This is a genomic window from Paraburkholderia unamae, from assembly GCF_003268775.1.
Lineage (GTDB): Bacteria > Pseudomonadota > Gammaproteobacteria > Burkholderiales > Burkholderiaceae > Paraburkholderia > Paraburkholderia unamae.
Map to the genome: position 1 here is coordinate 459024 of NZ_QLSU01000003.1, position 25025 is coordinate 484048.

At 67.1% G+C, this 25025-nt stretch carries 19 protein-coding genes; 6 read left to right on the forward strand and 13 right to left on the reverse strand.

Annotated elements, in window-relative coordinates:
• Positions 1–67: 67 nt before the first annotated feature.
• From mhpA to C7401_RS07240, 3 genes are all read right to left on the reverse strand, one after another.
• Positions 68–1687 (reverse strand): bifunctional 3-(3-hydroxy-phenyl)propionate/3-hydroxycinnamic acid hydroxylase MhpA, encoded by a 1620-nt coding sequence (gene mhpA, locus C7401_RS07230; protein ID WP_181565515.1) that lies wholly within the window; start codon positions 1685–1687, stop codon positions 68–70.
• Between the two features lie 61 nt (positions 1688–1748).
• A complete protein-coding gene (gene hmgA / locus C7401_RS07235) occupies positions 1749–3059 on the reverse strand; it encodes a homogentisate 1,2-dioxygenase (protein ID WP_112170659.1) in 1311 nt (436 codons plus the stop codon).
• Positions 3060–3132: 73 nt separating this feature from the next.
• Entirely contained in the window at positions 3133–4119 is a 987-nt protein-coding gene (locus tag C7401_RS07240) for a fumarylacetoacetate hydrolase family protein (protein ID WP_112170660.1), read from the reverse strand.
• A 92-nt stretch (positions 4120–4211) separates the two neighbouring features.
• Here C7401_RS07240 and C7401_RS07245 point away from each other — a divergent pair, with 92 nt between their 5' ends.
• Both C7401_RS07245 and C7401_RS07250 read left to right on the forward strand, forming a co-directional pair.
• Complete coding sequence (locus tag C7401_RS07245) at positions 4212–5015, forward strand: IclR family transcriptional regulator (RefSeq protein ID WP_112170661.1); 804 nt, start codon at positions 4212–4214, stop codon at positions 5013–5015.
• Positions 5016–5173: 158 nt separating this feature from the next.
• On the forward strand, positions 5174–5527 hold the full coding sequence (locus tag C7401_RS07250; protein ID WP_112170662.1) for an NIPSNAP family protein: 354 nt from the start codon (positions 5174–5176) through the stop codon (positions 5525–5527).
• Positions 5528–5593: 66 nt separating this feature from the next.
• Here the strand turns inward: C7401_RS07250 and C7401_RS07255 are convergent, their stop codons facing one another.
• The 3 genes from C7401_RS07255 to C7401_RS07265 all read right to left on the reverse strand — a co-directional run bounded on the left by C7401_RS07255 (position 5594) and on the right by C7401_RS07265 (position 9016).
• Positions 5594–6460 carry an alpha/beta hydrolase gene (locus tag C7401_RS07255; protein ID WP_112170663.1) on the reverse strand — a complete coding sequence of 289 codons (867 nt, stop codon included), beginning with the start codon at positions 6458–6460 and terminating at the stop codon, positions 5594–5596.
• A gap of 104 nt (positions 6461–6564) precedes the next feature.
• Entirely contained in the window at positions 6565–8022 is a 1458-nt protein-coding gene (locus C7401_RS07260; RefSeq protein ID WP_112170664.1) for an aldehyde dehydrogenase family protein, read from the reverse strand.
• A gap of 70 nt (positions 8023–8092) precedes the next feature.
• Positions 8093–9016: a VOC family protein gene (locus C7401_RS07265; RefSeq protein ID WP_112170665.1), complete on the reverse strand. Its 924-nt coding sequence runs from the start codon at positions 9014–9016 to the stop codon at positions 8093–8095.
• A gap of 368 nt (positions 9017–9384) precedes the next feature.
• On the opposite strand from C7401_RS07265, the gene C7401_RS07275 reads away from it, so the two are divergent.
• Positions 9385–10323 (forward strand): LysR family transcriptional regulator, encoded by a 939-nt coding sequence (locus C7401_RS07275; protein ID WP_112170667.1) that lies wholly within the window; start codon positions 9385–9387, stop codon positions 10321–10323.
• 12 nt (positions 10324–10335) lie between these two features.
• Here C7401_RS07275 and C7401_RS07280 read toward each other — a convergent pair whose 3' ends face one another.
• The 7 genes from C7401_RS07280 to C7401_RS07310 all read right to left on the reverse strand — a co-directional run bounded on the left by C7401_RS07280 (position 10336) and on the right by C7401_RS07310 (position 16629).
• The gene (locus tag C7401_RS07280; RefSeq protein ID WP_112170668.1) at positions 10336–11193 is read right to left on the reverse strand and encodes a fumarylacetoacetate hydrolase family protein; all 858 of its coding nucleotides are present in this window, start codon (positions 11191–11193) and stop codon (positions 10336–10338) included.
• Between the two features lie 42 nt (positions 11194–11235).
• Entirely contained in the window at positions 11236–11628 is a 393-nt protein-coding gene (locus tag C7401_RS07285; protein ID WP_112170669.1) for a nuclear transport factor 2 family protein, read from the reverse strand.
• Positions 11628–12410: an SDR family oxidoreductase gene (locus C7401_RS07290; RefSeq protein WP_112170670.1), complete on the reverse strand. Its 783-nt coding sequence runs from the start codon at positions 12408–12410 to the stop codon at positions 11628–11630. Before C7401_RS07290 ends, C7401_RS07285 begins: the two co-directional genes overlap by 1 nt.
• Positions 12411–12437: 27 nt before the next feature.
• The gene (locus C7401_RS07295) at positions 12438–13781 is read right to left on the reverse strand and encodes a DUF3500 domain-containing protein (RefSeq protein WP_112170671.1); all 1344 of its coding nucleotides are present in this window, start codon (positions 13779–13781) and stop codon (positions 12438–12440) included.
• A 200-nt stretch (positions 13782–13981) separates the two neighbouring features.
• Entirely contained in the window at positions 13982–14479 is a 498-nt protein-coding gene (hpaR, locus tag C7401_RS07300) for a homoprotocatechuate degradation operon regulator HpaR (RefSeq protein WP_112170672.1), read from the reverse strand.
• Positions 14480–14487: 8 nt separating this feature from the next.
• Positions 14488–15228, reverse strand: a complete 741-nt coding sequence (locus C7401_RS07305) for a dienelactone hydrolase family protein (RefSeq protein ID WP_181565516.1) — start codon at positions 15226–15228, stop codon at positions 14488–14490.
• 27 nt (positions 15229–15255) lie between these two features.
• Positions 15256–16629 (reverse strand): MFS transporter, encoded by a 1374-nt coding sequence (locus C7401_RS07310; RefSeq protein ID WP_181565517.1) that lies wholly within the window; start codon positions 16627–16629, stop codon positions 15256–15258.
• A gap of 557 nt (positions 16630–17186) precedes the next feature.
• Between C7401_RS07310 and bcsB the strand changes: the two genes are divergently transcribed.
• From bcsB to C7401_RS07325, 3 genes are read left to right on the forward strand one after another with little or no spacing between them, the layout of a single operon-like run.
• Complete coding sequence (gene bcsB / locus C7401_RS07315; RefSeq protein WP_112170675.1) at positions 17187–19571, forward strand: cellulose biosynthesis cyclic di-GMP-binding regulatory protein BcsB; 2385 nt, start codon at positions 17187–17189, stop codon at positions 19569–19571.
• Positions 19572–19573: 2 nt separating this feature from the next.
• A complete protein-coding gene (bcsZ, locus tag C7401_RS07320) occupies positions 19574–20932 on the forward strand; it encodes a cellulose synthase complex periplasmic endoglucanase BcsZ (protein ID WP_112170676.1) in 1359 nt (452 codons plus the stop codon).
• Positions 20914–24999 carry a cellulose synthase subunit BcsC-related outer membrane protein gene (locus C7401_RS07325; protein WP_112170732.1) on the forward strand — a complete coding sequence of 1362 codons (4086 nt, stop codon included), beginning with the start codon at positions 20914–20916 and terminating at the stop codon, positions 24997–24999. Before bcsZ ends, C7401_RS07325 begins: the two co-directional genes overlap by 19 nt.
• Positions 25000–25025 lie beyond the last annotated feature (26 nt).

Below are 25025 nucleotides of genomic sequence, written 5' to 3' on the forward strand. Positions count from 1 at the left end.
AGTATGGCGACGGGCACTTTCAAAACGGCCCGTTTTGCCCAGATAGTGATAAACCCAAATCCCGCACTCAGGCCGCGACCGCCACGTTTGCGCCATGTTCCGCTGCGAGCGCCTGCGCGAGCACGGCAAGCGCGCCGCCCAGATCGGCCGCCGAGCGCGCGCTGCCCCAGGCAAAGCCGTCCGGCCGCACGATAGCCGCCACGGCGTTGTGGTCCGCGAGCCAGCGGCGCACGGTGTCGCGTTCTTCTTCGCAGTAGAGCACGCCGGGCGTGTCGCCGCTCGCACCACTCGCGCCATTCCCGCCCAGGCAGACCACGGCCGCGCCTTCCAGCCAGCGCGTCTCGCCCAGTTGCGCACGCGCCTGCGCGGCTATGCCCGCATCGGTGCAGACCACATAGAAGTCACCGCGCACCCGTTCGTCCAGGCGCGTTCGTTCGATCTGCGCGCCGTTCACCCATGGTTGCGGGAACAACGTTCCTGCGCCCTCTCCCAGTTCGCCTGCGCCCGCGCCTTGCAGCAGGCCCGCCGCCAGGTCCGGAATGAACGCCTGGCGCACGGTGGGCGCGGTGCCGGCCGCCAGCGCCGCGCCGAGCACGCGGTCGCGTTCGAGCGCAGCCGCCTCATCCAGTTCGCCGATGATCAGCCCAAACGACTTCGCATGCTCGACCACGGTCTGCACATGCGGACGGCGCTCCGCGCCGTAGCTGTCGAGCAGCGCGTCGCCGGCCTTGCCGCGACGCACGGCGTCGAGCTTCCACGCGAGGTTGTACGCGTCGCGCACGCCCGCGCACAGCCCCTGGCCGAGGAACGGCGGCATCTGGTGCGCCGCGTCGCCCAGCAGGAACACGCGGCCCTGGCGCCATTGCTCCGCCACCACCGCGTGGAAGCGGTAGATCGCCACACGCAGCACGTCCACGCCGCTCGTGTCCACGAAGGTGGAGAGCACGCGGTCCAGATGCTCGGGATCGTTGAACGACTCGGGCGTTTCGCCGGGCATCACCTTGATTTCCCAGCGGCGCAGGCGCTCCGGGCCCACGATATACGTGCCGGGGCGCGACGGACGGCAGTATTGCACGCAGCGCTCGGGCAGTTCGATATCGCCATGCAGGTTCGCATCGACCACCACCCACCATTCGTCGAACGCCAGGTCGTGCAGCGGCGCACCGATCGTTGTGCGCACAACACTGCGCGCGCCGTCGCAGGCGAGCAGCCAGCGCGCGCGCAAGGTCTTTTGCGCGCCGTCCGGGCCCGCCACGGCCACATCCACGCCCTCGGCGTCCTGCCGCACGTCGAGCAGCGCGTGCTCCAGCATCACGTCCACCGCGGCGAAGCGCTTCACGCCCTCGCGCAGAATGGCTTCGAGCGTCGGCTGAAAGAACATGAAGGTCGGCTCCCAGCCAAGCGGGCCGGGCGCGGGCATCGGATAGAAGCGCTTGATGACCTCGCCCTTCACGCCGACGAAATCGGTGCCGGGGTGCGGGCAGGTGCCTTCCTCGATCTGTTCGGCGAGGCCGATGGCCTGGAATGCGCGCATCGCCTCGTGGTCGGCCGTGATCGCGCGCGGCTTGTCGTAGATTGCCTTCTCGCGTTCGACCACGGCCACGCGCATGCCCATCGTGCCGAGCAGGTTGGCGAGCGTCGCACCGGTGGGGCCGTAGCCCGCGATGATTGCGTCGTATGTCTCCATGATTTCCTTCTGCCTTCTGTTGTTGCCTGTTCTGTCGCTTCGGTTGCCCTTCGGTTGGCCTTCAGTTGCCCGCTTGCGGCGCGCGAAAGCCATCCCATACGGTGTCGTATGCCGACTGGCGATGCGCCGCCGCAAGCGCGCGGCGCGTCACGCGAAACACGCGGCGGCTCTCGAACATGAACGCGAGCGTGTTGTCGACCTTGTGCGGCGCGAGCGTGGCCGCGCTCGCTTTCTCGAAGGTCGTCACGTCGGGGCCGTGCGGCATCATGCAGTTGTGCAGGCTCACGCCGCCTGGCACGAAGCCTTCGGCCTTGGCGTCGTACACGCCGCGCACGAGGCCCATCAGTTCGCTCATCACGTTGCGGTGGAACCAGGGCGGACGGAACGTGTCTTCGGCCACGAGCCAGCGCGGCGGGAAGATCACGAAGTCGCAGTCGGCCGTGCCCGCTTGCAGCGAGGGCGCGGTGAGCACCGTATAGATCGACGGATCGGGGTGATCGAACGAGATCGTGCCGATCGCCATGAAGCGCGCGAGGTCGTACTTGCACGGCGCGAGATTGCCGTGCCACGCGACCACGTCGAGCGGCGAATGCGACTGCCGCGCCTGCCAGAACTTGCCGAGGAATTTGCGCACCACCGTCACGTCGCGCGGGCCTTCTTCGTAAGCGGCAACGGGCGTGAGGAAGTCGCGCTGGTTCGCAAGACCGTTCGAGCCGATCGGGCCCAGTTCGGGCAAGCGGAACGGCGCACCGTAGTTCTCACAGAGATAGCCGCTTGCCTGCGCCTCGCGCAACTCCACGCGGAAATGCACGCCGCGCGGAATCAGCGCGATTTCGCCGGGCGCCACGTCGAGCACGCCCATTTCCGTCTTGATGACGAGCGCGCCCGCTTGCGGCACGATCAGCATTTCGCCGTCCGCATTCAGCAAGTAGCGGTCGGTCATCGAGGCGTTCGCGTGATAAACGTGCGCCGCAATGCCCGACTGCTCTTCCGGGTCGCCGTTTCCGGCCACCGTCACGATGCCGTCCACGAAGTCGGTGCGCGCCGCGGGCGCGGGCCACGGGTCCCAGCGAAAGCGGTTCGCGGGCGTATCGACTTCCTTGAAGGGCCCCGATTCCCATGTGGCGTGCGCGAGCGGCCGGTACTCGCCGTGCATGGCCGAAGGCAGCAGGCGATACAGCCACGTCCGGCGGTTTTCCACGCGCGGCGCGGTGAAGGCCGCACCCGAGAGCAGTTCCGCATACAGACCGTGCGGCGCGCGTTGCGGCGAATTTCTGCCTTGCGGCAAGGCGCCCGGCCGGGCCTCGGTCGAAAAATGATTGCCGAAGCCGCTCATATAGCCAGGGTTTTCCGTCGTGGTCTGTACACTCATCTGTTATCTCAGGTGGGCTTGTTACTCTTCTGCCCGGCATGCATTGATCTGCATGCCGAAGCGATCATGCTTGTCAGCGTGCGTACTTCTGGATCGGCTGGTCGATCGCACCGAAGATCGACGCGCCTTCCTTGTCGAACATCTCCACGCGCACGCGGTCGCCGAAGTGGAAGAACGGCGTGATCGGCTTGCCGTGCTCAACGGTTTCCAGTGCGCGCTTTTCCGAAATGCAGCAGAAGCCGCGGCTGCGGTCATGGTTCGAAATCGTGCCCGAGCCGATCACCGTGCCCGCGCCCAGCGTGCGCGTGGCCGTGGCGTGCGAAATCAGGCGCGGGAAGTCGAAGTACACGTCCACGTTCGCGAGCGGTTCGCCAAGCTTCTCGTCGTTCACGTGCACCGTGAGCGGCAGCGCGACCTTCGCGCCGTCCCATGCGTCGCCCAGCTCGTCCGGCGTCACGGCCACCGGCGAAAACGCCGTCACGCCCTTGCCGTTCAGGAAGCCGAAACCCTTGTTCAGCTCAGGCGGGATGATGTGGCGCAGCGACGTGTCGTTGAGCAGCATGAGCAGCTTGATGTGCTTGCGCGCCTCTTCGGGCGTGGTGAGCATCGGCACGTCGTCGGTGATGATCGCGATTTCCGCTTCGAGGTCCACGCCCCAGTCTTCGCTCGCCACGATCACCGGGTCGAGCGGGCCTGTGAAGTAGTCCGAAGAACCCTGGTACATGAGCGGGTCTTCAAGGAACGACTTGGGCATGTCGGCGCCGCGCGCCTTGCGCACGAGCTCCACGTGGCTCAGATACGCGCTGCCGTCGAGCCACTGATACGCGCGCGGCAGCGGCGAGGCGCACTGCGCGGCATCGAATGCGAACGCGCCCGCGGCGTTGCCCGCGTTCAGCGCGTCCGAAAGCGCCTTCAGGCGCGGCTCGGCGGTTTCCCAGTTTTCGATGGCGGACTGCAACGTCGGCGCAATGTCAGCAGCGGCGACGGCGCGCGAGAGGTCACGCGATACGACGATCAGTGCACCGTCACGGGTGCCGTTCTTCAGCGAGGCAAGTTTCATTTTCAGAATTCCACTGGTTGGAAAAGTTGGCTAAACTCCAGTCCGTGAAATTTACGCTTGGGCGTCAACCTTCATATCTGCCTTTCCATCTGATGAACACACAATCCAAAAAGACCAAATCGGAGACTTCGGAGCCCGGCACTGTCGAGCGCACCATGGAAATGCTGCGTCTGCTCGCCACCGCCGGCCGTTACGGCCTCGCGCTCACGCAGATTTCGGAAGCCGCGAAGCTGCCGCACTCCACCGCGCACCGCCTCTTGCGCCGCCTCATCGCCGAGCGCATGGTCATGCAGCGCGAGTCCAACAAGCGCTACGTGCTCGGGCCGCTTGCCTTCGAACTCGGCCTCGCCGCCACGCAGATCTACGACCTGCGCGAACCGTGCCGCCCCATCCTCATGCGCCTCGCCGAAGAGATCGGGGACACGGTCTACCTCACCGTGCGCAGTGGCAACGAGTCCGTGTGCGAGGACCGGTACGAAGGCCCCTCCACTATCCGCGTCATCACGCTCGAAGTCGGCAGCCGCCGGCCGCTCGGGCTCGGCGCGGGCGGCCTCGCCATCCTCGCGGCGATTCCCGAGGAAGAGCGCGAGCACACCATCGCCTGGATCACGCACCGCCACGCCGCCAACAAGGCGTTGCAGGAAAAGCCGCTGCGCGCCGCCATCGACACCTGCCGCAAGCATGGCTACTCGCTCATCCGCAGCAAGGTCACGCTCGGCACCACCGCCGTGGGCGTGGCCGTGCTCGACACGCTCGACAACCCCATTGCCGCCGTGAGCGTGGCCGCCGTGGACAGCCGCATGTCGGGCCCGCGCATCGAACTGCTCGCGCGCCAGTTGCACAACACGGTGGGGCGCATTCGCGAGTCGCTGCACAGCTTCCGCGGGCGCGACTAGTCTCGCTTCAAGTTGCATCGTCAATCGTGGTCCTGAGCAAAAACGCTTTCCGCCTGGCAAACAATACGAGCGTTCGCGTTGCGCGCCGGGCGAGCATAGCGGGAGCGGCTTGCGCGACGCGTGGCCACTGCAACCTGCCTTCAGGCGAGACTACGACGATGATCATCGAACACCGAACCTACACCCTGCACCCCGGCAATACCGGCAAATACTTTTCGCTTTACACGCAGCAGGGCATGAGCATCCAGCTCGAATACCTGCCCCGGCCCATCGGCTACTACAGCACCGAACTCGGCACGCTCAACCAGGTCATTCACATGTGGGCGTACGACGATCTCAACGATCGCGCCCAACGCCGCGCGCTCATGAAGCAGGACCCGCGCTGGACAGCCTATGTCGCGCAGATCCTGCCGCTCATCCAGCATCAGGAAAGCAAGATCCTCGTACCCGCTTCGTTCTTCACGCCTCCCATCGCGACGTTCGCGCTGGAGCAGGAAGAAAGCATCGCCTGAAGTTCGACTCCCGTTGCCGCTGCCACGAGGAACAGGGACCGGCACGAAGCCGGTCCGTCGCGCCTGTCAAGCTGCGAGCGGGAAATAGCGGTCGAGCCAGCCCTTCAGGATCTCGCGCAAACGCGTGCTGCCGTCCGCGAACGGGAAGTGGTCGACTTCCGTGAGCAGGATCAGCTCGGCGCCCTTGCCCGCGTGCTTGAACACGTCGATGGCCTGCGCCGTGGGCGTCACGCTGTCGTTGGCCGAATGCAGCAGCAGGAGCGGGCGCGGTGCGAACTGCGCGACCACGTCGATCGGCCGGAAGCTGCAAATGCTCGCCATCGTTTCCGCCGTGAAGTCCATGATCGAGCCCGGCGGCAGATGGTTGCGCATGTGCTCGGGCACCGGCACGATGTCCCAACGCTTGACCATGAGCGATTCGCCGGTCTGCTCGCGGTGGCGCTGGCCCTTCTCCATCGTTTCGGTGAAGCGCGCCCAGGCCTCGGGCGTGGGATGCTGGTCGCGCGACTTCTGCAAGCCGTCGCCCCAGCCGCCCATCGACACCACACCGGCCACGCGCACATCCACGGCGCCCGCGAAAATGCTGATGGCCGCGCCGAAACTCTGGCCCGAAAGCAGGATGCGCTCGCCCTTCACTTCCGGGCGTGCCGCGAGCCACGTCACCACGTTGCGCATGTCCGCCACCTGGTCCTGGCAGATAATGCGGCCGCGCTGGCCTTCGCTGTCGCCGCAGCCGCGCATGTCGAAGCTCAGCACCACGTAGCCAAGGCTCTCATAGAGCTCGGCTTCGATCACATGTGTTTCGCCATCCTTATTACCGCCGAATCCATGGCTCACGATCACGGCCGGCAACGGGTCGCGTGCGCCTTCGGGTACGCGCAGCACGCCCGCGAGTTGAAGGCCGTCCGACGGAATGGAAACTTTCGCCTGCATGTATTTCTCCAGTTTGCTTGATCGGGCTGCCCCGAAACGTTTCGCGCGCCGTGCGCGGGGTTCTCGCGCGCGGCGCGTTCGCAACCGCTATTCGTGCGGTGCGCTTAAAGCAATGCGGTCACGACCTTTTCGTGCGTGACGTCCTCCAGCGCGTTGGTGCCGTTCTCGCGGCCATAGCCGCTGGCCTTCACACCGCCCCAAGGCATGGCCGGATCGATCAGCCCGAAGCCGTTGAGCCATACCGCACCGGTTTTCAGGCGTCGCGCGACGAGATGACCCTCGGCCAGTTCGCGCGTGAATACGCCGGCGGACAGGCCATAGTCGCTGTCGTTGGCAATGGCCACGGCTTCGTCCACGTCGTCGAAGGGAATCACGCAGGCCACCGGCCCGAAGATTTCCTCGCGCGCGATACGCATGCTGTTGTTGCCCACGAACACGGTCGGCTCGACGTAGTAGCCGCTGCGCGCCACGCGCTTGCCGCCCGTGAGTTTTTGCGCGCCTTCTTCGAGGCCAGCGCCGCAGTAGCCGAGAATGCGGTCCACGGCGCGCTGGCTGATGACGGGGCCGAGCGTGGTGGCCGGATCGAGCGCGTCGCCGATCACCTGCTCGCTCGCGATCGCAGCAAGGCGCTCGGCCACTTCGGCAACACGCGAGCGGTGCACGAGAATGCGCGTGCCCGCCGCGCACACCTGGCCTTGATTGGCGAGGAAGCCCATGGCGAGCGTGCCGATGGCCGTGTCGAGATCCGCGCTTGGCAGCACGATTTGCGCGGCCTTGCCGCCCAGTTCGAGCGTGAGCGGCTTGAGCGTTTTCGCGGCTTCAGCCGCGAGAATGCGTCCCACCGTGCCGCTGCCCGTGTAGCTCAGTTTCGCCACGAGCGGATGGCGCGCGAGCGCCATGCCGGCCACGGGGCCCGCGCCCGGCACGACGTTGAACGCGCCGGCCGGAAAGCCGGCTTCGTTGAACAGACGCGCGATATGCAGCGTGGAAAGCGGCGCTTCCTCGGCGGGCTTGAGCACCACCGCATTGCCCGCGGCGAGCGCGGCGGCCGCTTTCCAGCCCACGTACATCGTCGGCGCGTTATAGGCGCCGATCGCGCCGATCACGCCCAGGGGCTCGCGCACCGTATAGGCGAGCACCGGGCGGCCGAACATGTCGGGCACCGAAATGTTGCGGCCGTCGAGCTTGTCGGCAAAGCCCGCGAAATAGCGCAGCGTGCGGATCAGGTTGGCCACGTCGGCGTGACGCGCCATGCCGAGGATCTTGCCGTTGTCGAGGCTTTCGAGGCGCGCGATGAGGTCCGCGTCGCGCTCCACGAGGTCGGCGAGGCGATTGAGGAGCCGCGCGCGGCCCACGCCGTCCACGGCGCCCCACGCGCCATCGAAGGCGCGCTGCGCGGCCTGCACCGCCGCATCGACATCGGCCTCGCTCGCGGCGGCCACGTGCGCCAGCACCTGCTCGTTCGACGGATTGATCACCGGCTGCGTGGCGCCGCCGGTTGCGGCTACGAACTGGCCGTCTATGTACAACTGCTCCTGAAACTGTGTCGTCGCGGCAACCATGACTGTGTCTCCTCTTTTGGACGCTCTACAGGACCCGCTATAGGACGCTTGATGCATGCACGCCGCGCCCTTAGCGCAGTTCCGGCGTTTCGAAGTTGGTCGGGAAGTCGAGCGGCTCGGACTCGCCCCAGATGCTGCGCGTGCCCACTTCCTGCCAGTCCTGGGCTTCCCATTCGACGCCTGGCGCGATGAAGTCCATGTCGGCGAAATACTCGTGCATGCTGTTCCACGGGTCGCGGATATAGGCGAACGTGTTCGAGCCCACGAAGTGACGGCCCGGACCCCAGCCGGGGATATAGCCTTTGTTGACCATCTGGCGCGCGGCCGCGCCCACTTCGTCGGTCGTGCCGACGTCGAAGCCCACGTGATGCAGGCCGTACGTGCTCGACTTGCCGAACGCGACGATGTGATGGTCCGAGCCGTGCGGCGAGTGCAGGAAGTTCAGGAACGAGGCCACGCTGTCCGAAAGGCGCAGGTTGAACATCTCGTTGTAGAACGCGACCTTGCGGTTCGGATCGGTGGAGAACAGCACGACGTGGCCCATGCGGCGCGGGCGGATCGGCTTCTCGTCGATGAGCTCGGTGCGGCCCTTGCGCGCCGTGCGGTTATCGAGCGTGTTGAAGGTCACGCGCGGCGCGGTGTCCCACGGCGCTTCGTCGGCCGCCTTGACGTTCGTGAGCATGCCGTCGAAGTCGCGGAACCAGAGGCCCTCGCCCGGCACGTTCTTCGGCGCGTCGAGCAGTTCGACGCCGCCGCGTTCGAGATTCGCGCGGATCTCGCGCAGCGACTGCTCGTCGGTGCCGTAGCTCACATAGGTCAGACGTTTGCGCGGCCCCTGGGTCAGGATCACCTGGTCCTGATCGCGCCCGTAGCAACGGCATACGAGCGTGCCGTCGCGCTCGAAGGTCTCGAGGCCGAAGTCCTCGTAGAACACACGCGCAATCGCGAGGTCGGGGACCGACATGGAGAAATGCTGGATATTGCGAATCGTCATCTGCTGTCTTCCTCTTCCTGATCTGGCTTCCCTGCGTCTTGCATGGCGTACAGGGTCGAGGCATAGATTAAGGAGCGGGCCTGGGGGCGTCCAATCAAAAGAATGACGTCGGCGCGCTCATCCATAACTGCATGCATCGTGGGTGCGTGCATACCCTGATACGGGTGCGCCGCTAGCATTCGCGTGGCGATAAATCAATGGGGGAAAGCGCCTTGAAAACGGCGCTCTTCAATTGGGGTTGAAAGCGGGTTTCGCCTGTTTGAAGCGCGCCTCGAACGATGCGCGCGCAACGAATGACGCACGGGACAGCCGGCCGGGACTGCTAGAATCGTGGCCAGAAAGCAAGAGAGACAGAAAGGACGCGCAGCATGTTGATCGATCCCAGACATCTGATCCAGCTCCACATGATCGTGGAGCTGGGCTCGTTCATTTCGGCGGCCGAACGGCTCGGGCTTACGCAGCCTGGGCTTTCGCGCAATATCCGGTTGCTGGAGTCGCGCATCGGCGTGCGCCTGCTCATACGCGGCAAGCACGGCGCGGTGCCGACCGACGAAGGCAAGACGCTCGCCGCTTATGGACGCAGGCTTTTCGAGCTGAGCCAGCAGGCGGCCACGACGGGCGCGGCCGTGCATCGCGGGGAAGTGGGTGAGTTGCGCCTGGGCGCGGCGTTCTCGCTTGCGAACGGCTTGATCGCGGAGCCGGTGAGCCGCTTTCTCGCGGCAAGGCCGAAGACGTCGCTACGCGTGCTGCCGGGGCCGACGCCGCGTTTGCTGGAAGAACTCGACGCGGGTCAGCTCGATCTCGTGGTGGGGGGCACGCAAATGCTGCCCGAGGAGCACGGGCTGCGCTTCGAGGCGCTGGTCGACAACGACCTGGTGGCGGTGGGCCGCGCCGATCATCCGCTCGCGAAACTCGAGCACGACGCGCCGGTGGCCCAGTTGCGCGAATACCGCTGGGTGGCCTGCCTCGAACAGGACCCGCTGAGGCGCGACGTCGAAGCGGGCATGGCCTCGCTCGGGCTCACGCAGGATTGCGTCGCACTCGAAACGGCGTCGCTCACGCTGGTGACCGACGTGCTCGCGCGTACCGACTTTCTCACGCTGATCCCCTCCCCGCTCGCCAACGCGTTGACGGCGAGCGGGCGCTTCGCGCGGGTGCAGGCCGCCAGCTCCTACACGCTGCGGCCCATCGGCGTGGCGTATCGCGTGAATGCGTATATTCCGCCCATCGCCACGGCCTTCATCAAGGTGCTGCGCGGCTGGGCCCAGGAAAATCGCACGAGCCTCGCCGCGCTGCGCGACGACTGACGAACCGCGGCTTCAGGCCGAAGCCACCACGCGGTTCTCGATATGGCCGAGGCCGTCGATCTGCGCGCGCACCACGTCGCCGTCCTGGAGCAGCTTGCCGATCGCCACGCCCACGCCGGAGGGCGTGCCGGTGGCGAGAATGTCGCCGGGTTCGAGCGTCATGACCGTCGAGAGATATTCGATCTGCGCGTAGATGTCGTAAATCATGTCGCCCGTCGTCATGCGCTGGCGCGCCTCGCCGTTCACGCTCAGCACCATTTCCAGTGCGAGCGGATCGGCGATCTCGTCGTCGGTCGTGAGCCACGGGCCGATCGGGCCGTGCGTGTCGAACGACTTGCCGAGCGTGAAGGTGGGCGAGCGGTTTTGCCAGTCGCGCGCGGTCACGTCGTTCGTCACGAGGTAGCCCGCGATCACGGCGCGCGCGTCGGCGGCCTTCACGTTGCGGCAGCGCTTGCCGATCACCACGCCCAGTTCGATCTCGTAGTCGAGCTTCTCGACGACCGAAGGCAGGTCGATCGGATCAAACGGTCCGCTGATGCACGACACCTGCTTGTTGAACCAGAGCTGGCTCGAAGGAATCGGCACGCCCGCGGCTTTTGCCTCTTCGGCGTGCGCCTTGTAGTTCAGGCCAATCGCCAGATATTTCTGCGGATCGTTGACAGGCGCTTCGAGCTTGACCTCGCTCAGCGCGAACGCCCCGCCCTGCTCCGCTTCGAGCGCGGCGCGCAGCGCGGGCAAATTCGCCAGCAACTCGCGCATGGAATCGCCCACGCCCTGCATGCCCTGTACTGCCGACAGATCGATGACGCGGTCGCCGCTCAGCTTGCCAATGCGGGTGCGTCCTTCCACCGTGAAACGTACGAGTTTCATTCAGACTCCTGTATTCATTTGGATACTTGAGACGATAGTCAATCAGGATTCCTGCGTTATCGTCAGATGAAAATTCGTGAATTGCCAGCGGCCTGAGCGCCGCCGCAACACCTGCGTGACGAAGGCGTGCATGGCGATTTCCCCTTCGCCGTGCGGCGCGCGCATGCGGTTGGTGAGCGGCCCGGTCATCACGGCGATATCGCCTTCCACGCGCAGCGCGAGCGGTCCGCGTTCGATCGCGATGAATCCGCGCTTGCGCTCGATATGGCGCAGCAGCGCGACCTTGTCGTGCACGAGCCCCGTGCTGTGAACATGCACGAGGTCGTCCGCGAAGAGTTCGTCGAGCGCGTCGAGATCCACGGCCACGAGCGCGGCCTGGCGGCACTGCTCCAGCGCCAGGATCGCCGCGCGGTCTTGCGTCTCGTCCGCGCGCATCAGATCAGCCCTTCGTACGAGCCACCGTCGAGCTGCAAGTTCTGGCCGGAGATATAGCTCGCCTGCGTGCTGCACAGGAACGCGCAAGCCGCGCCGAATTCCTCGGGGCGTCCGAGCCGTTTCGCGGCGATCGTATCGGCGATACGACGGCGCGCCTCGTCGCGATCGATGCCGTGCTCGCTCATCATGCGCTGCGCCATGAACTCCTGGCGCGGGGTGTCGATGCGCTCGGGCAGCAGGTTGTTGATCGTCACGTTGTCGGCCACCACGTGCGTGCTGATCGCCTTGCTCATGGCCGTAAGCGCCGTGCGCGCCGAGGTCGAGAGACCCATCATGTAGTGCGGCGATTTCACCATTGCCGAGGTGATGTTGACGATGCGGCCGAAGCGGCGCGCCTGCATGCCCGGAATATACGCGCGCATGAGCTGCACGGCGGGAATCATGTTCGCGCCGAGCGCGGCCAGCAACGCCGCTTCGTCCCAGTCGTCCAGACGGCCAGGCGGCGGCCCCGCGTTGTTGTTCACGAGAATATCGACCTCGGGCAGCGTGCGTACGATCGCTTCGCGGCCTTCGGCCGTGGTGAGGTCGGCGGCAATGGTGCTCACCTGCGCGCCTTGAACGCGCTCGCGCAGCGCCTGCGCGGCCGCTTCGAGTTTGTTCGCGTCGCGCCCGTTCAGCGTGAGCGCCACACCTTCGTGCGCGAGCGCTTCGGCACAGGCAAGCCCGAGCCCCTGCGACGACGCCGCAATGAACGCGCGGCGGCCCTTGATTCCCAGATCCATGTCTTGTCCTCTCTTGCTCGATTGAATTCAGTCGTGGCGGTGTGTGTGATCGCCATGCGCGTGCGAATGCGAGTGGCCATCGTGATCGTGTGTGTGGTGATGATCGTGCGCGTGCTGCGCGCCCATGTGCGCGGAGCCTTCGCGATGCAGTTGCGCGTAGTGCTGACGCAGCAGATCCTTGCCGTAGTCGTTGCCGTTGGGCGTGCGCACCACCGTGTGAATGTGATACTTCGCGGGCTCCGCGTTGGTGAGCCATACGCCGCTGTGATGGTCGAACTCCACCATCAGGAGCGGGCTGTGCACCTTGTAGTAGAACGGGTCGTCCTCGCCGTGGCCGCCGATCCAGCTAAACCAGGTGCGCTCCAGCACCGTTTCGAGCTGCTTCATGCGCGCTTCGCGCGGGCCCTTCGGCAAGTAGTCGATGAACGAATCCACCACCCTGAGCAATTGCTCCTGCTGCGCGGAGGAAAACTCGCGCGCGCACACGCCCTCATACGGCACGACGCGATTGTCACGATACGCGGCGCCCAGTTGACGCTCGTCCGCAAAGTGCCAGCGGTCCGCCGGCATGGCCGGGTCCTTCATGCGCTCGAAAATCGTGGCGCGGCGTTGCAGATCGGGCGCGAGCGAGCGCATCAGTTCGAGACCGAAGGTCTCTTCGTTTTCGAACAGGCGAAACGCGCCATGCGGCCCGCGGTCGATGATGGTGGGCTCCGCGCCGAGAAAGGTGGGCGAGACCACCATCTGGCCGCCCAGCATGAAGCAGTTGATCGCGATGTGATGGCCGTACAGGTTCCACCCCCACGGTTCGGTGGCCGACGGCGTGCCGAACAGCAGAAAGTGATAGCTCCACTCGTTCATGATGTTGCGCAGGTCGTACAGCTCGCCGAGATAGAGGTTCGCGAGGCGGCAGCGCTGCGTCTTCACATAGCCGTCGAAGCTCAGGCTCGCGCGCATCAGGTTCATCGCGGCTTCGCGCACGGCCGGGCTCACGGCGTCGAGGCGCAGGCCGTTCGCGTTCATCGGGAACTCGGGGTTGTACCAGTCGCGCCATTCGGGCGCGTCCACGGGGTAGCGGAGCTTCGCGCGCTCGCCGTCGCTCACGGCGGCGAGCAGCGCGTTCCCGGCGCGCACTACGGGGTGAATGTCGAGGCCTTCGTCGGCGAGATGGAACAGATTCGGCTCGACCTGGCCGTTCGCCGTCACGCCCTTGTATGGCTCACGATAAAGCGCTTGCCACGTCTGGATCAGCGATTGCGCCTTGTCCGAGGCGATGATGGGCTTTGCATACTCGAACGGATCTAGGCCGCGCGCATTCGTGAGCCGGGGTGAATCGGCGGGAATCAGGTTGTCGCGGAAGTCGCTCGTCATCGCGCTTGTCTCCTCACTGCCATGCCGCCGGAATGATCACGATGACCAGGCGAGTCCTTGCGGATGCTTGATATGTTAATCATCCAGGCGATGGAAATTGGCCGCCTTTCGCGGCGAAAACATCATCTCGTCGAGCTTAACGGCGTTGCCCGCGCCGCGCCGGGTGAAGTCCGGCCAGTGGAAATCGATCGTCGCTCACGTTAATCCCGGCCCGCCTCACGGCCTAGCGCGATCAACTCGCGCAGCACGCGATGCGCGTCGGCAAGACGTTGTGCGCCGATCTGCGCTTCCAGCTGGCGATGAATCGCACTCGTCTCGCCGATCATCGCGGCAAAGAGCGCGCGGCCCTCGCCCGCCAGTGACACGATCACGCGGCGCTGATCGTCGTCGCCATGGCGGCGCGCCACGAGAGCGCGCCGCACCAGCAAGGCCACCGTGCGCGAGAGGCTTGCGGGCAGGATGCGGCAATGCTCCGCAAGGTCCCGCATGTCCGCTTCGCCGTGCTCGGCGAGCGCGCGCAGAATGCGCCACTGCTGCTCGGTAATCGCGTGACGACGCAGATGCGGCCGAAAGCGCTGCATGACCGTTTCGCGCGCGTGAAGCAGCAGCATGGGCAACGCCGAGCCGATGGCGTCGTCCGCGTTGTCCGCGTTGTCCGCCTCGTGCGCGCGCGCGTGGGCGGCGGCCGCTTCGCTCATGGCGTGCTTCAAGCCGCCAGCACTTCGTCGAGAAAGCGCACGAGCGCGGCCCACGCGCGCCGGTCGCTCTGCTCGCGGTACGCGATCACCTGGGGCTTGTTGGCGCGGTCCGAGTCGGGCCGCGTGAAGCCGTGCTTCGTGTGGCTGTACACGTTCGCTTCCCAGTCCACGCCGGCCGCGCTCATGGCCTGCTGGAGTTCGAGCAGCTTCGGCGCGGCCGCCATCGGATCTTCCGCGCCCGTGAGAATGAGCGCTTTGCCGCCCGCCGCTGCCACGCTCCAGTCGGGGCCGACGAGATCGAGGCCGCCGTGCAGGCTCACCGCGCCTCTCACGCTGCCCACGGTGCGCAAATATTCCAGCGCCGAGGCCCCGCCAAAGCAGTACCCCATGATCGCCACGCGTGCGCCGTCCACGCCGGGCTGCGCCGCCAGCGCCTGCCGCCCGGCTTCGATGCGGCCCATCCACGTCTTGCGATCGCTCGCGAAGCGGCCGATGGTCGGGCCGATCTGGCTTTCGTCGCGCAACTGTGCGCCCTCGCCCCACACGTCGGCTGCAAGCACGGCATAGCCGAGCGCAGCCACGCGCGCGGCGGTCTGCTTCATGAAGTCGCCTACGCCGAAGGCGTCGTGCACGAGCACCACGCCCGGCACGGCGCTTCCCGTCTGTGCATTGCGCGGCAGACAAAGATGGCCGACGAGGCGCGCCCCGTCGTACGAATATTCGATATCCTTAGCAAATTCCTGCGTCACTTCGATTCTCCAGATTCAGTGGATGGCTTATTCGGAAAGCGCGGCCTGCGCGGTGCCCGCTGGCCCGCTGACTTCGCGGCCCGGCACACGCGGCGTGCGCAACAGTCGCTGCACGATCACGCACGACACGAGCGAGAGGACGACGATGGCGAGCAGCGCGGGTCTCATCGAACCCGTGGCGGTGCGCGCCCAGCCGATCAGCGTCGGGCTGAAGAACGAGCCCAGCGACCCGAGCGAGCTGATCAACGCAAGGCCCGCTGCTGCGGTACGGCGCGTGAGAAAGTCATGCGGAATCGACCAGAACACCGGCAGCGCCGAGAATGTGCCGGCCACGGCCACGCAGAGCAGCAATAGCGTGCCCGTGATGTCGAAGCGCACGAGGGCGAGCAGCGCAAGCGCGGCGCAGCCCGCGAGCACCGGCGCGATGTAGTGGCGGCGGCGCTCGCGCAGCCGGTCGGAGCGTCGCGCCACGAGCAGAATGGCCACGATGCCCGCGCCGAACGGTAGCGCGGTAAGGAGACCCGTGTTCGCCAGCGAGCCCGCGCCCGCTTCCTTCACGAGCGTCGGCAGCCAGAAGTTCAGCGCCATCGTGACGCTGCACAGCGTGAAGTAAACAAAGGTGATGGCATAAATCACGGGCTGCTTGAGCACCGCACCCCACGCGTGCGATTCGTCGTCATGCTTGCGCGCGGCGCGCTCCTCTTCCAGTTGCGCGACGAGAAACGCACGCTCGGCGGGGCTCAGCCAGCGCGCCCGCTCGGGCGAGTCGGTAAGCCACAGGAGCGCGATCACGCCCAGCACGATGGCGGGCACGCCTTCGAGCACGAACAGCCATTGCCAGCCGCGCAAGCCCGCCACCGTCTCCATGCGCGTCATGATCGTGCCCGCGAGCAGGCCGCCCACCACGCCCGCCGCAGCCATCGCGGCGAAGATCCACGAGGTGCGCGCCGCGCGGTAGCGCGCCGGATACCAGTAGCTGAGGTAGAGCACGATGCCCGGAAAGAAGCCCGCTTCGAAGAGGCCCAGCAAGAAGCGCATCGTGTAGAGCATGGCGGGCGTCGTGGTGAACGCCATGCCCGCCGATACCGCGCCCCAGCAAATCATGATGCGGCTGAAGGTGCGCCGTGCGCCAATGCGGTGAAGCAGCAGATTGCTCGGCACTTCGAACAGCATGTAGCCGATGAAGAAGATGCCGGCGGCAAGACCGTAGACGGCGTCCGAAAAGCCGAGGTCCTGCTTCATCTGGAACTGCGCGAAACCGATGTTCACGCGGTCGAGAAAGGCGACCACGAACGACAGCACGAGAAACGGCATGATGCGCCGCGAAACGCGGGCATAAACGGCGCGCGCGTCGATCGATTGATGGCCGGCGTGTTCACTGGCCGGAAGGGGGGCTGACATGCTGTGTCTCCTCGCGTGTTGCCGCGTTGGTGTGGCGGGCGCGCCGGGTTGCCGCGCCCTTGCGGGGATTATCTTCAGCATGCGGCGGCGTCAGCGCCGTTTTCCGGCACGCGGAAATGAGTTGGCACGGCAGGCGGCGAGACTTCGCCGACGGCGCGCATATTGATACGTCATCCTGATTAATTCGATGACACCGGTAGCCTGTATAGAACACCCCGTGCCGTCGCCCCGCTCCCAACACGCGTTGCATATTCGCAACGTCGTCGCACCGCGTTGCACGCAGCGAAACGGTCAGACGCGCGCCAATCCCTGCGTTGCCCGCGCACGCAACTGTCAGATCGGCCGCCAGCCCGCGCCAGTCCGTCATCTCGACGCTTTACGCACGCCGCATAAACACGTGCATTCATAGGGCGCGATCCGTGGCTCTCCGCTAAACTCCGGTCAACATAGAGGTAGTTTCGAGATAACGGCAGGCGGCACAAATCCGCCTATACCCTGAATGGCTGCGTTTGGGAGATAAACGACAGCCACTGTGAAGAAAACAAAGGGCTGTTGCGATGCGACTATCCGTTCAAGTGGTACTGGGCGCGCTCGTCGCCGGATTGCTGCTGGGCACGAGCATTCTCGCGGCGAACGAGTCAGCAGTGGCGGCTACGCCGGGCGCGAAAGCGGCGCCGGCAGCAAGCGCCGTTCCTGCTTCCGCGCCCACCGCGGCTTCAGCTGCCGTCAGCGGGCCGGCTGTCATCCAGACAGCGCCCGGCGCGGTGCTGCCCGAAGCCGCCGCACCGGCGCCGATCGGCGAAACGCGCACGCGCACCTTCACGCTGCGCGAGATGGGTGCGTACGGGCCGATCGCGCTGCGCGGCCTCGACCCGACCGCGAGCATGAATGTCGACGTGCGCACCGACGAGGTCGTGACCGGCGCGAAGCTCAAGCTCGTCTACACCTACTCGCCGTCGCTGATCTGGGCGCTTTCGCATCTCAAGGTGTTCGTCAACGGCGAAGTCGTCGCGACCATTCCGCTCGTGAAAGAGACGGCCGGTCAGCTCGTCACGAGCGAGATCAACCTCGACCCGCGCCTCTTCACGGACTTCAACCGCATCAGCGTGCAGATGATCGCGCACTACACGATCGATCATTGCGAGGACGCCTATCACTCCAGCCTGTGGGCCGATGTGAGCCCGGAAACGTCGCTCACACTCACGACTTCCGGCATCGTGCTGCCCGACAGTCTCGCGCTGCTGCCGGTGCCGTTTTTCGACCGCCACGACAACCGCCTCGTGCGCGTGCCCTTCGTACTCGCGGGCAACGCGGGCGTGCCCGTGCTGCGCGCGGCCGGCATGGTGTCCTCCTGGCTCGGCGCGCTCGCGAGCTATCGCGGCTCGCGCTTCCCGGTCACGCGCACCGCGCCGGCCGACGCCAACGCCATCGCGCTCGTGCTGCCCGACCAGGTGCCCGAAGGGCTCAAGCTGCCGGAGATCAAGGGCCCCACCATCACGGTGATGCCCAACCCGGCCGCCGACCCGCAATCGGGCCGCAAGCTGCTGGTGCTCGCGGGCCGCACGCCCGACGAGCTGCAAAACGCCGCGTATGCGCTCGTGCTCGGCCAGGCCGGCATGGCCGGCAGCAGCGTGATGGTGCAGTCGATCGATCTCGGCCCGGCCCGCAAACCCTACGACGCGCCGAACTGGGTGCCGACCGATCGCCCCGTGCTGTTCCGCGAACTCGTGAGCGACCCGCAGCAACTCCAGGTGTCGGGCTACAACCCGCCTGCGATCCGCGTGAACCTGCGCGTGCCCGCCGACCTCTACGCCTGGGCGCGGGGCAACGTGCCGCTCGATATCCGCTATCGCTATACCGCGCCTTCCGCATGGAACGACTCGGTGCTCAACGTGAGCATCAACGACCAGCTCGTGCGCTCGCAGCGCCTGCGGCCCGTCACGCGCGCCTCCGACGAAGCGCGCATCAACGTGCCGCTGCTCTCGGGCTCGGACACGCGCGCTTCCACCAATCTGGAGATTCCCGCGTTCCGCGTGGGCAGCGACAACCAGTTCCAGTTCCAGTTTCATATCGATTCGCAGAAGACGGGCCTGTGCACCTCCACCGCCGCCGACGTCGCGCGCGCGGCCGTCGACCCCGACTCGGTGATCGACTTCAGCGGCTTCGCGCACTACACGGCGCTGCCCAATCTCGCCTACTTCGCCAACAGCGGCTATCCGTTCACGCGCATGGCCGACCTTTCGAACACGGCCATCGTGATTCCCGACGCGCCCGACACGCACGACCAGGAGGCCGTGCTCACGATGCTCGGCCACATGGGCCAGTGGACCGGCCTGCCCTCGCTGCGCATGACCATCGTGCCCGCAAGCCAGGTGGACACGGTGCGCGATCGCGATCTGTTCGTGATCGGCTCGGGGTCCGCCGCGCAGTTGCTGGAGAAGTGGGGCAAGAGCCTGCCGCTGCTGATCGAGCGCGGCCGGACCGAAGTGACCACGCGCGACCAGCGCAGCGGCTGGCCCGGCTGGCGCGGCGGCACCGACGACGAGGATCTCACGCCCTCGGGCCGCTCGATCGTCACGCTCGGCGGCCCGATGGCGGCGCTGATCGGCTTCGAGTCGCCGCTCAGGGGCGGCCGGAGCGTGGTGGCGCTCGCGAGCACGTCCTCCGCGCAGTTGAGCGACGTGCTCGACGCGTTCCAGGACGGCGGCAAGATCGCGCAGATGCACGGCGACCTCACGCTCGTGCGCAAGGGCCAGGTGGAAGGCCTGCGCGTGGGCGAGCGCTACTTCGTCGGCGATCTGCCCTGGTATGCGCGCATCTGGGTGTTCATCTCGCGCTACCCGTCGCTGATGGCGCTCGCGGGCATTCTCGCCGGGCTGATCGTCGCGCTCACTGTGTTCTGGGCGCTCGGCCGCATGGCCACGCGCCGCACCGGGAACTGACGATGCGCCCGGCATTGGCGGCACTTGCGCCCGGCTGGGTAACCGGCCGGGTTCCCTGTCCGGCGCCGCGCCCGCTGCGGCGCCTCGCGCGCTGGTTCGCGGCGGGTGCGCTCGCCTGCGCGCCGCTGGCCTCGCTGACCCCGTTGGCGCTGCCGGCTTTGCTGATACCGGCGGGCGTCGCGCAGGCGGCCGCGCCCGCCACGCAAGCTGTTGCCTGCGCGTGGCCCGCATGGACCGCGTTTCGCAGCACCCTGATTAGCGCGGACGGCCGCGTGATCGACGCAAGCACGCCGCGCCAGGTGACCGTTTCCGAAGGGCAGTCGTATGCGCTCTTCTTCGCACTGGTCGCGAATGACCGCGCGAGCTTCGACAAAGTGCTCACCTGGACCGAGAACAATCTCGCCCAGGGCGACCTCGCCACCCATCTGCCCGCATGGATCTGGGGGCGGCGCGACATCGGCGAGGACGGCAAGCCGGTCGCGGCTTCGGGAGCGTCGGGAGCTTCGGCCACGGCAAGCGGCGCGCATGCAGGCGAGCCGCAGTGGGGCGTGATCGACAGCAATCCCGCCAGCGACGCGGACCTCTGGATCGCCTACACGCTGCTCGAAGCCGGGCGGCTGTGGAACGAGCGCCGCTATACCGCGCTCGGCACGCTGATGGCGCGCAACATCGTGAGCAAGGAAACCGCCGTGCTGCCAGGGCTCGGCCGTACGGTGCTGCCGGGGCCCGTGGGCTTCACGATCGGCAAGGACGGCTGGCGGCTCAACCCGAGCTATGTGCCGCTCCAGGTCATGCGCCGCTTCATGCTCGCGCTGCCGCAGACGAGCGAATGGAAGGCGCTGCTCGCCAGCTCGGCGAAGCTCGTCAACGACACCGCGCCCAAGGGTTTTTCGCCCGACTGGGTGGAGTACCACGCGAAAGGCGGCTTCGCGCCCGACGACCAGACTCATGCGGAAAGCGCGTACAACGCGATCCGCGTGTACCTGTGGGCCGGCATGCTCGCCAACGACGACCCGCTGCGCGCCAGCACGCTCGTCACTTTCAAGCCGCTCGCGGACTTCGTGGGCGCGCATGGCTTCGCACCCGAGCGCATCGACACGCGCACCGGCGCGGCGGGGCCGAACGAGGGCAACGGCGGCTTCTCAGCGGCGGTCGCGCCGTATCTGGCCGCGCTCGGCCGCACGGATCTCGCGAACGCCCAGGTCGAACGCAGCCGCACGCTCGCACAGAAGTCGCCGCCGGGCTACTACAGCAGCGTGCTGATGCTGTTCGGCCTCGGCTATCTCGACGGGTTCTACCGTTTCGACGCGCAAGGCCGCGTCGCCCCCGCATGGACGAGCGCATGCCCCAAGCCGCACTGAACGCCCTCGCGCTCGCCACGCCAACCGGCCGCGGGCGGCGCGCGCGCCGTGAGGCGCGGCGGCCCGCCGCGTGCGCGCGGCCGCGCGATCCGGCGGTGGACGCGCTGCCGCGCTTCTTGCCGAGGCTCACGCAACTCGTCGCGCTGCTGCTCGCGGCTTCGCCGTATCTCGCCTGTGCGCAGGCAAGTCCGTCGCCCGCGCCGAACGCCGCCACGCCCGCCGCCCAGGCCGCGCAACTGCTTTCGGCCGCGCGCATGTGGGAAGGCAAGAATCGGCCGGATGTCGCGCGCGGGCTCGTGCAAAAGGCGCTGCTGTTCGATCCCCGGCAGCCCGACGCGCTCGCGCTGCTCGGCGAGATCGAACTGCGCGAGAACCGCCCCGCCGAAGCCGCGAAGATCCTCGCGCAGCTCAAGAAAATCGCGCCCGACGCGAGCGCGACGAAAGAGCTCGACGACGCCTATCGCGTCGCCACCAGCGGCAAGATGGAGATGGCGCAGATCCGTCTGCTCGCGGCCGCCGGCAAGAGCGACGAAGCCTCGGCGCGGCTGCAAAAGCTCTTTCCGAACGGCGCGCCCGCAGGCGATCTCGCGCGCGACTACTACCGCATTCTGGCGGGCACGACCGAGGGCCGCGCGCGCGCGATCAGCGAACTGCGCACGCGCGTGAAGCAGAACCCCAACGACCCGCGCCTCGCGCTGATCCTGGGCGACCTGCTCACCGACCGCGCCGACACGCGCATGGAAGGCCTCAACCTGATCTACCGCGTGTACCAGCGTCAGGACAGCAATCGCGCGCTCGCGCTCGAACTGTGGCGGCGCGCGCTCGCGAGCGCGGGGCGCGACGACCCGGCGTACTACGTCTGGTATCTGCGCTACCTCCAGGAGGTGCCCGACGACAGCGACGCGCAGCAAACCGTCGCCGATCTCGGCAAGAAGCTCGGCGCGAAGGGCCAGGCGCAGGCACTCGCCCAGGCGCAAAATCCGCAGGCCGTCGTCACCGCGCCCGCGCGGGCCGCTGGCGGCGGTGGCGGTACACAAGCGAGCACCCAGGCGCGCGCGCGACCCCGGCCCGGCCCCGGCGCCGCCGATCGCGCGCGCGGCCTCGCGCAGCTCGACCGCGGCGATCTCAAGGACGCCGAAACCTCGCTGCAAAGCGCGCAGCGCGCGAACCCCAACGACGGCGAGACGATCGGCGCACTCGGCCTCGTGCGGCTGCGCGAAGGCCGCCACGACGAAGCGAAGGCGCTGTTCGCGCGCGCGCTCAAGCTCGACCCCGACAACGCGGGCAAATGGCGCAGCCTCGAAAAGACGGCCACCCTCTGGGGCACCATCGCGAAGGCGCGCGAAGCGAACGCGCAAGGCAAGCCGCAGGAAGCCGAAGCGCTCGCGCGCGAGGCGCTCAAGCTCGATCCGGGCAACACCAGCGCTCTCGACATTCTCGGCAACGCGCTCATCGCGCAGAAGAAGTGGCCCGAGGCCGAAGCCGTGCTGCGCCCGCTCGTCAACGCGCCCAAGCCCGACATGGACGCGCTGCGCGGCCTCGTCACGGTGCTGCGCGAAACGCATCGCGAAAACGAGATCGAGCCGCTCATCGCCGCCACGGCCCCGCGCGTGAGCGGTTCCTCGGCGGAGCTCAAGCGCCTGCACGCCGAACTGCTTTCGATCCAGGCCGACCAGTTGCTGGCCGATAACCTCAAGAGCCCGGCCATCGCCAGGCTCGAAGAAGCCGTGCGCCTCACGCCCGACGACGCCTGGACGCGCTTCACCCTCGCGCGCCAGTACCGCGATCTGGGCCTGCCCGCGCTCGGCCGCGAGGTGATGGAGGACGGCGTCAAGGTCTCGCCGTCGCCCGACATGCGCTACGCCACGGCGCTCTATCTGAATTCCGTCGACGACATCGACGCGGCCGCCGCGCAACTCGACGCCGTGCCCGCCGCCGAGCGCAGCGCGGGCATGCGCGAGCTGATGGGCAATCTCTCCGCGCAACGAAAGCTCGTGCAGGCGCGCCAGCTGATCGCCCAGGGCAACGAGGCCGAGGCGCGCGCGCTGCTCGACGCCGCCGCCGACGACGCCAATGCCGCCAACGACCCGCAGATGCTCGCCTCGGTCGGGCGCGAGTGGATCGCCATCGGCGAGCCGGACCGGGGCCTGAAGCTCGTGCAGGACTGGCTCTCGGCGCACCCCGACGACCCGGCGGCGAACGGCGCGCGCGTGCGCTACGGCGAACTCCTGGCGGCGGCCAATCGCGACGACGCCTGGGCGAACTGGATCGACGCGACGCGCGATCAGCCCGGCATCACTGCGGAGCAACTGGCGAGTCTCGACGACCAGGAGCTGCGCCTCGCCATTCGCGAGACCGACCGGCAGATCACGGCGGGCGACCTCACGGGCGCGCGCCACACGCTCGACGCCGTGCCCGACCGCCTGAAGTCGAACCGCCGCTGGCTGCTGGAAGAGGCGGACCTGTTCGAAGCGAAGGGCGACTACAAGAGCGCGATGGCTTCGGCGCAGAAGGTGCTCGCCACCCACCCCGACGACGCCGAGGCGCGCCTCACGGTTGCGCGTATGCTGGAGCGCATGGGCCGAGACCGGGAGGCCGCAGACATGGTGCGCGCAGTGCTGGCCGACACCGCGGAGAACGACATCGACACGCGCCTTGCCGTGGCGCGGCGCTTCACCGCGCTCGGACTGAACGACGAGGCGTCGTCCGTCGTCGATCCGTTGCGCGAGCAGTATCCGGACAACCCGGACATCACGATCCAGTCGGGCCGCATCGCGCAGGCGCGCGGCAATTACAACGAGGCCGCGAGCCTGTACCGCACCTCACGCGCGCAGGAGCAGGCCGGAGGCACGCAGCCCGACGCCGACGGCACGACCTCGGCGGGGCGCGCGCTGCAAGGTCTGGAAGATCGCAAACAAGGCCAGGTCGCGACCGGCTGGTATCAGTCGAACCTCTCGGGCGACCCCGGCATCTCGGAGCTGCACGCCACCGAAATTCCGCTCTACGTGCGCATTCCGGACGGCTACACGGGCCACTATTTCTTCCACGCCGACACGGTGTACCTGAACGCCGGCACGCTGCCCGCCAACGATCTCGACACCGCGTACAAGTACGGCAAGATCGCCGCGCTCGGCAACGCCGGGCTCTCGCCGATCAACGAAACGGCCACGGGCGTCGCGCTCGCGGCGGGCTACGAGTTCAACGGCGCGAACAACAGCTGGCGCGCCGATGTCGGCAGCACGCCGGTGGGCTTTCCGATCCAGAGCATCCTGGGCGGCATCCAGTACCGGCACGACTTCCAGCATTCGTCGCTCTCGTTCGACGTCTCGCGGCGGCCCGTCACGGCGAGCCTCGTTTCCTACGCGGGCGGCATCGATCCGGTGACCGGCGAGAAGTGGGGCGGCGTGGTGCGCAACGGCTTCACCGTGCGCGGCGCGCAGGACTTCGGCCCCGGCACGGTGTTCACGAGCATCGGCTTCGGCCTCCTGACCGGCACCAACGTCGAGACCAACCAGGAGTTCAAGGTGCGCGGCGGCTACGACTGGTCGGTGATCAGGCGGCCCGACCAGATCGTGTCGAGCGGCCTCACGCTCAATTACTGGAAGTACTCGAAAAACGAGCACAACTACACGTTTGGCAACGGCGGGTACTACAGCCCGCAGAGTTATTTTTCGGTTGGCATTCCTCTGGACTGGACCGGACGCTACAAAAAGCTTTCATGGGAGATCGACGGGTCGGTGGGCATGTCGTTTACCAACGAGAACGAGTCGCCGTTCTACCCGACGCGCCCCGGCCTGCAAGCCCAGGCGCTCGCGTTCATGAACGCCAACGACCTCGGCTCGCCGTACTTCGGCGGCGGCTCGGGCGGCGGCTTCAGCTATACGATCGAGGCGGCGCTCGAATATCGCGTGACGGAGCATTTCGTGGTGGGCGGGCGCTTTTCGATCGACCGCTCGCGCGACTACGCGCCGAACGTGGGCGTGCTCTACATGCGTTACTTCTTCTCGCCGCAGAAGGGTCCGGTGCCGTTCCCGCCGCGCCCGGTCGTCCCCTATTCGGCCTACTGACATGGCCACTGAATGAGCGCGCAGAT

What these genes read in the sequence shown, in the direction of transcription:
- mhpA (WP_181565515.1), bottom strand. Translation starts at nt 1,687, where the DNA reads ATGGAGACATACGACGCAATCATCGCGGGCTACGGCCCCACCGGTGCG.
- hmgA (WP_112170659.1), bottom strand. Translation starts at nt 3,059, where the DNA reads ATGAGTGTACAGACCACGACGGAAAACCCTGGCTATATGAGCGGCTTC.
- C7401_RS07240 (WP_112170660.1), bottom strand. Translation starts at nt 4,119, where the DNA reads ATGAAACTTGCCTCGCTGAAGAACGGCACCCGTGACGGTGCACTGATC.
- C7401_RS07245 (WP_112170661.1), top strand. Translation starts at nt 4,212, where the DNA reads ATGAACACACAATCCAAAAAGACCAAATCGGAGACTTCGGAGCCCGGC.
- C7401_RS07250 (WP_112170662.1), top strand. Translation starts at nt 5,174, where the DNA reads ATGATCATCGAACACCGAACCTACACCCTGCACCCCGGCAATACCGGC.
- C7401_RS07255 (WP_112170663.1), bottom strand. Translation starts at nt 6,460, where the DNA reads ATGCAGGCGAAAGTTTCCATTCCGTCGGACGGCCTTCAACTCGCGGGC.
- C7401_RS07260 (WP_112170664.1), bottom strand. Translation starts at nt 8,022, where the DNA reads ATGGTTGCCGCGACGACACAGTTTCAGGAGCAGTTGTACATAGACGGC.
- C7401_RS07265 (WP_112170665.1), bottom strand. Translation starts at nt 9,016, where the DNA reads ATGACGATTCGCAATATCCAGCATTTCTCCATGTCGGTCCCCGACCTC.
- C7401_RS07275 (WP_112170667.1), top strand. Translation starts at nt 9,385, where the DNA reads ATGTTGATCGATCCCAGACATCTGATCCAGCTCCACATGATCGTGGAG.
- C7401_RS07280 (WP_112170668.1), bottom strand. Translation starts at nt 11,193, where the DNA reads ATGAAACTCGTACGTTTCACGGTGGAAGGACGCACCCGCATTGGCAAG.
- C7401_RS07285 (WP_112170669.1), bottom strand. Translation starts at nt 11,628, where the DNA reads ATGCGCGCGGACGAGACGCAAGACCGCGCGGCGATCCTGGCGCTGGAG.
- C7401_RS07290 (WP_112170670.1), bottom strand. Translation starts at nt 12,410, where the DNA reads ATGGATCTGGGAATCAAGGGCCGCCGCGCGTTCATTGCGGCGTCGTCG.
- C7401_RS07295 (WP_112170671.1), bottom strand. Translation starts at nt 13,781, where the DNA reads ATGACGAGCGACTTCCGCGACAACCTGATTCCCGCCGATTCACCCCGG.
- hpaR (WP_112170672.1), bottom strand. Translation starts at nt 14,479, where the DNA reads ATGAGCGAAGCGGCCGCCGCCCACGCGCGCGCGCACGAGGCGGACAAC.
- C7401_RS07310 (WP_181565517.1), bottom strand. Translation starts at nt 16,629, where the DNA reads ATGTCAGCCCCCCTTCCGGCCAGTGAACACGCCGGCCATCAATCGATC.
- bcsB (WP_112170675.1), top strand. Translation starts at nt 17,187, where the DNA reads ATGCGACTATCCGTTCAAGTGGTACTGGGCGCGCTCGTCGCCGGATTG.
- bcsZ (WP_112170676.1), top strand. Translation starts at nt 19,574, where the DNA reads ATGCGCCCGGCATTGGCGGCACTTGCGCCCGGCTGGGTAACCGGCCGG.
- C7401_RS07325 (WP_112170732.1), top strand. Translation starts at nt 20,914, where the DNA reads ATGCCCCAAGCCGCACTGAACGCCCTCGCGCTCGCCACGCCAACCGGC.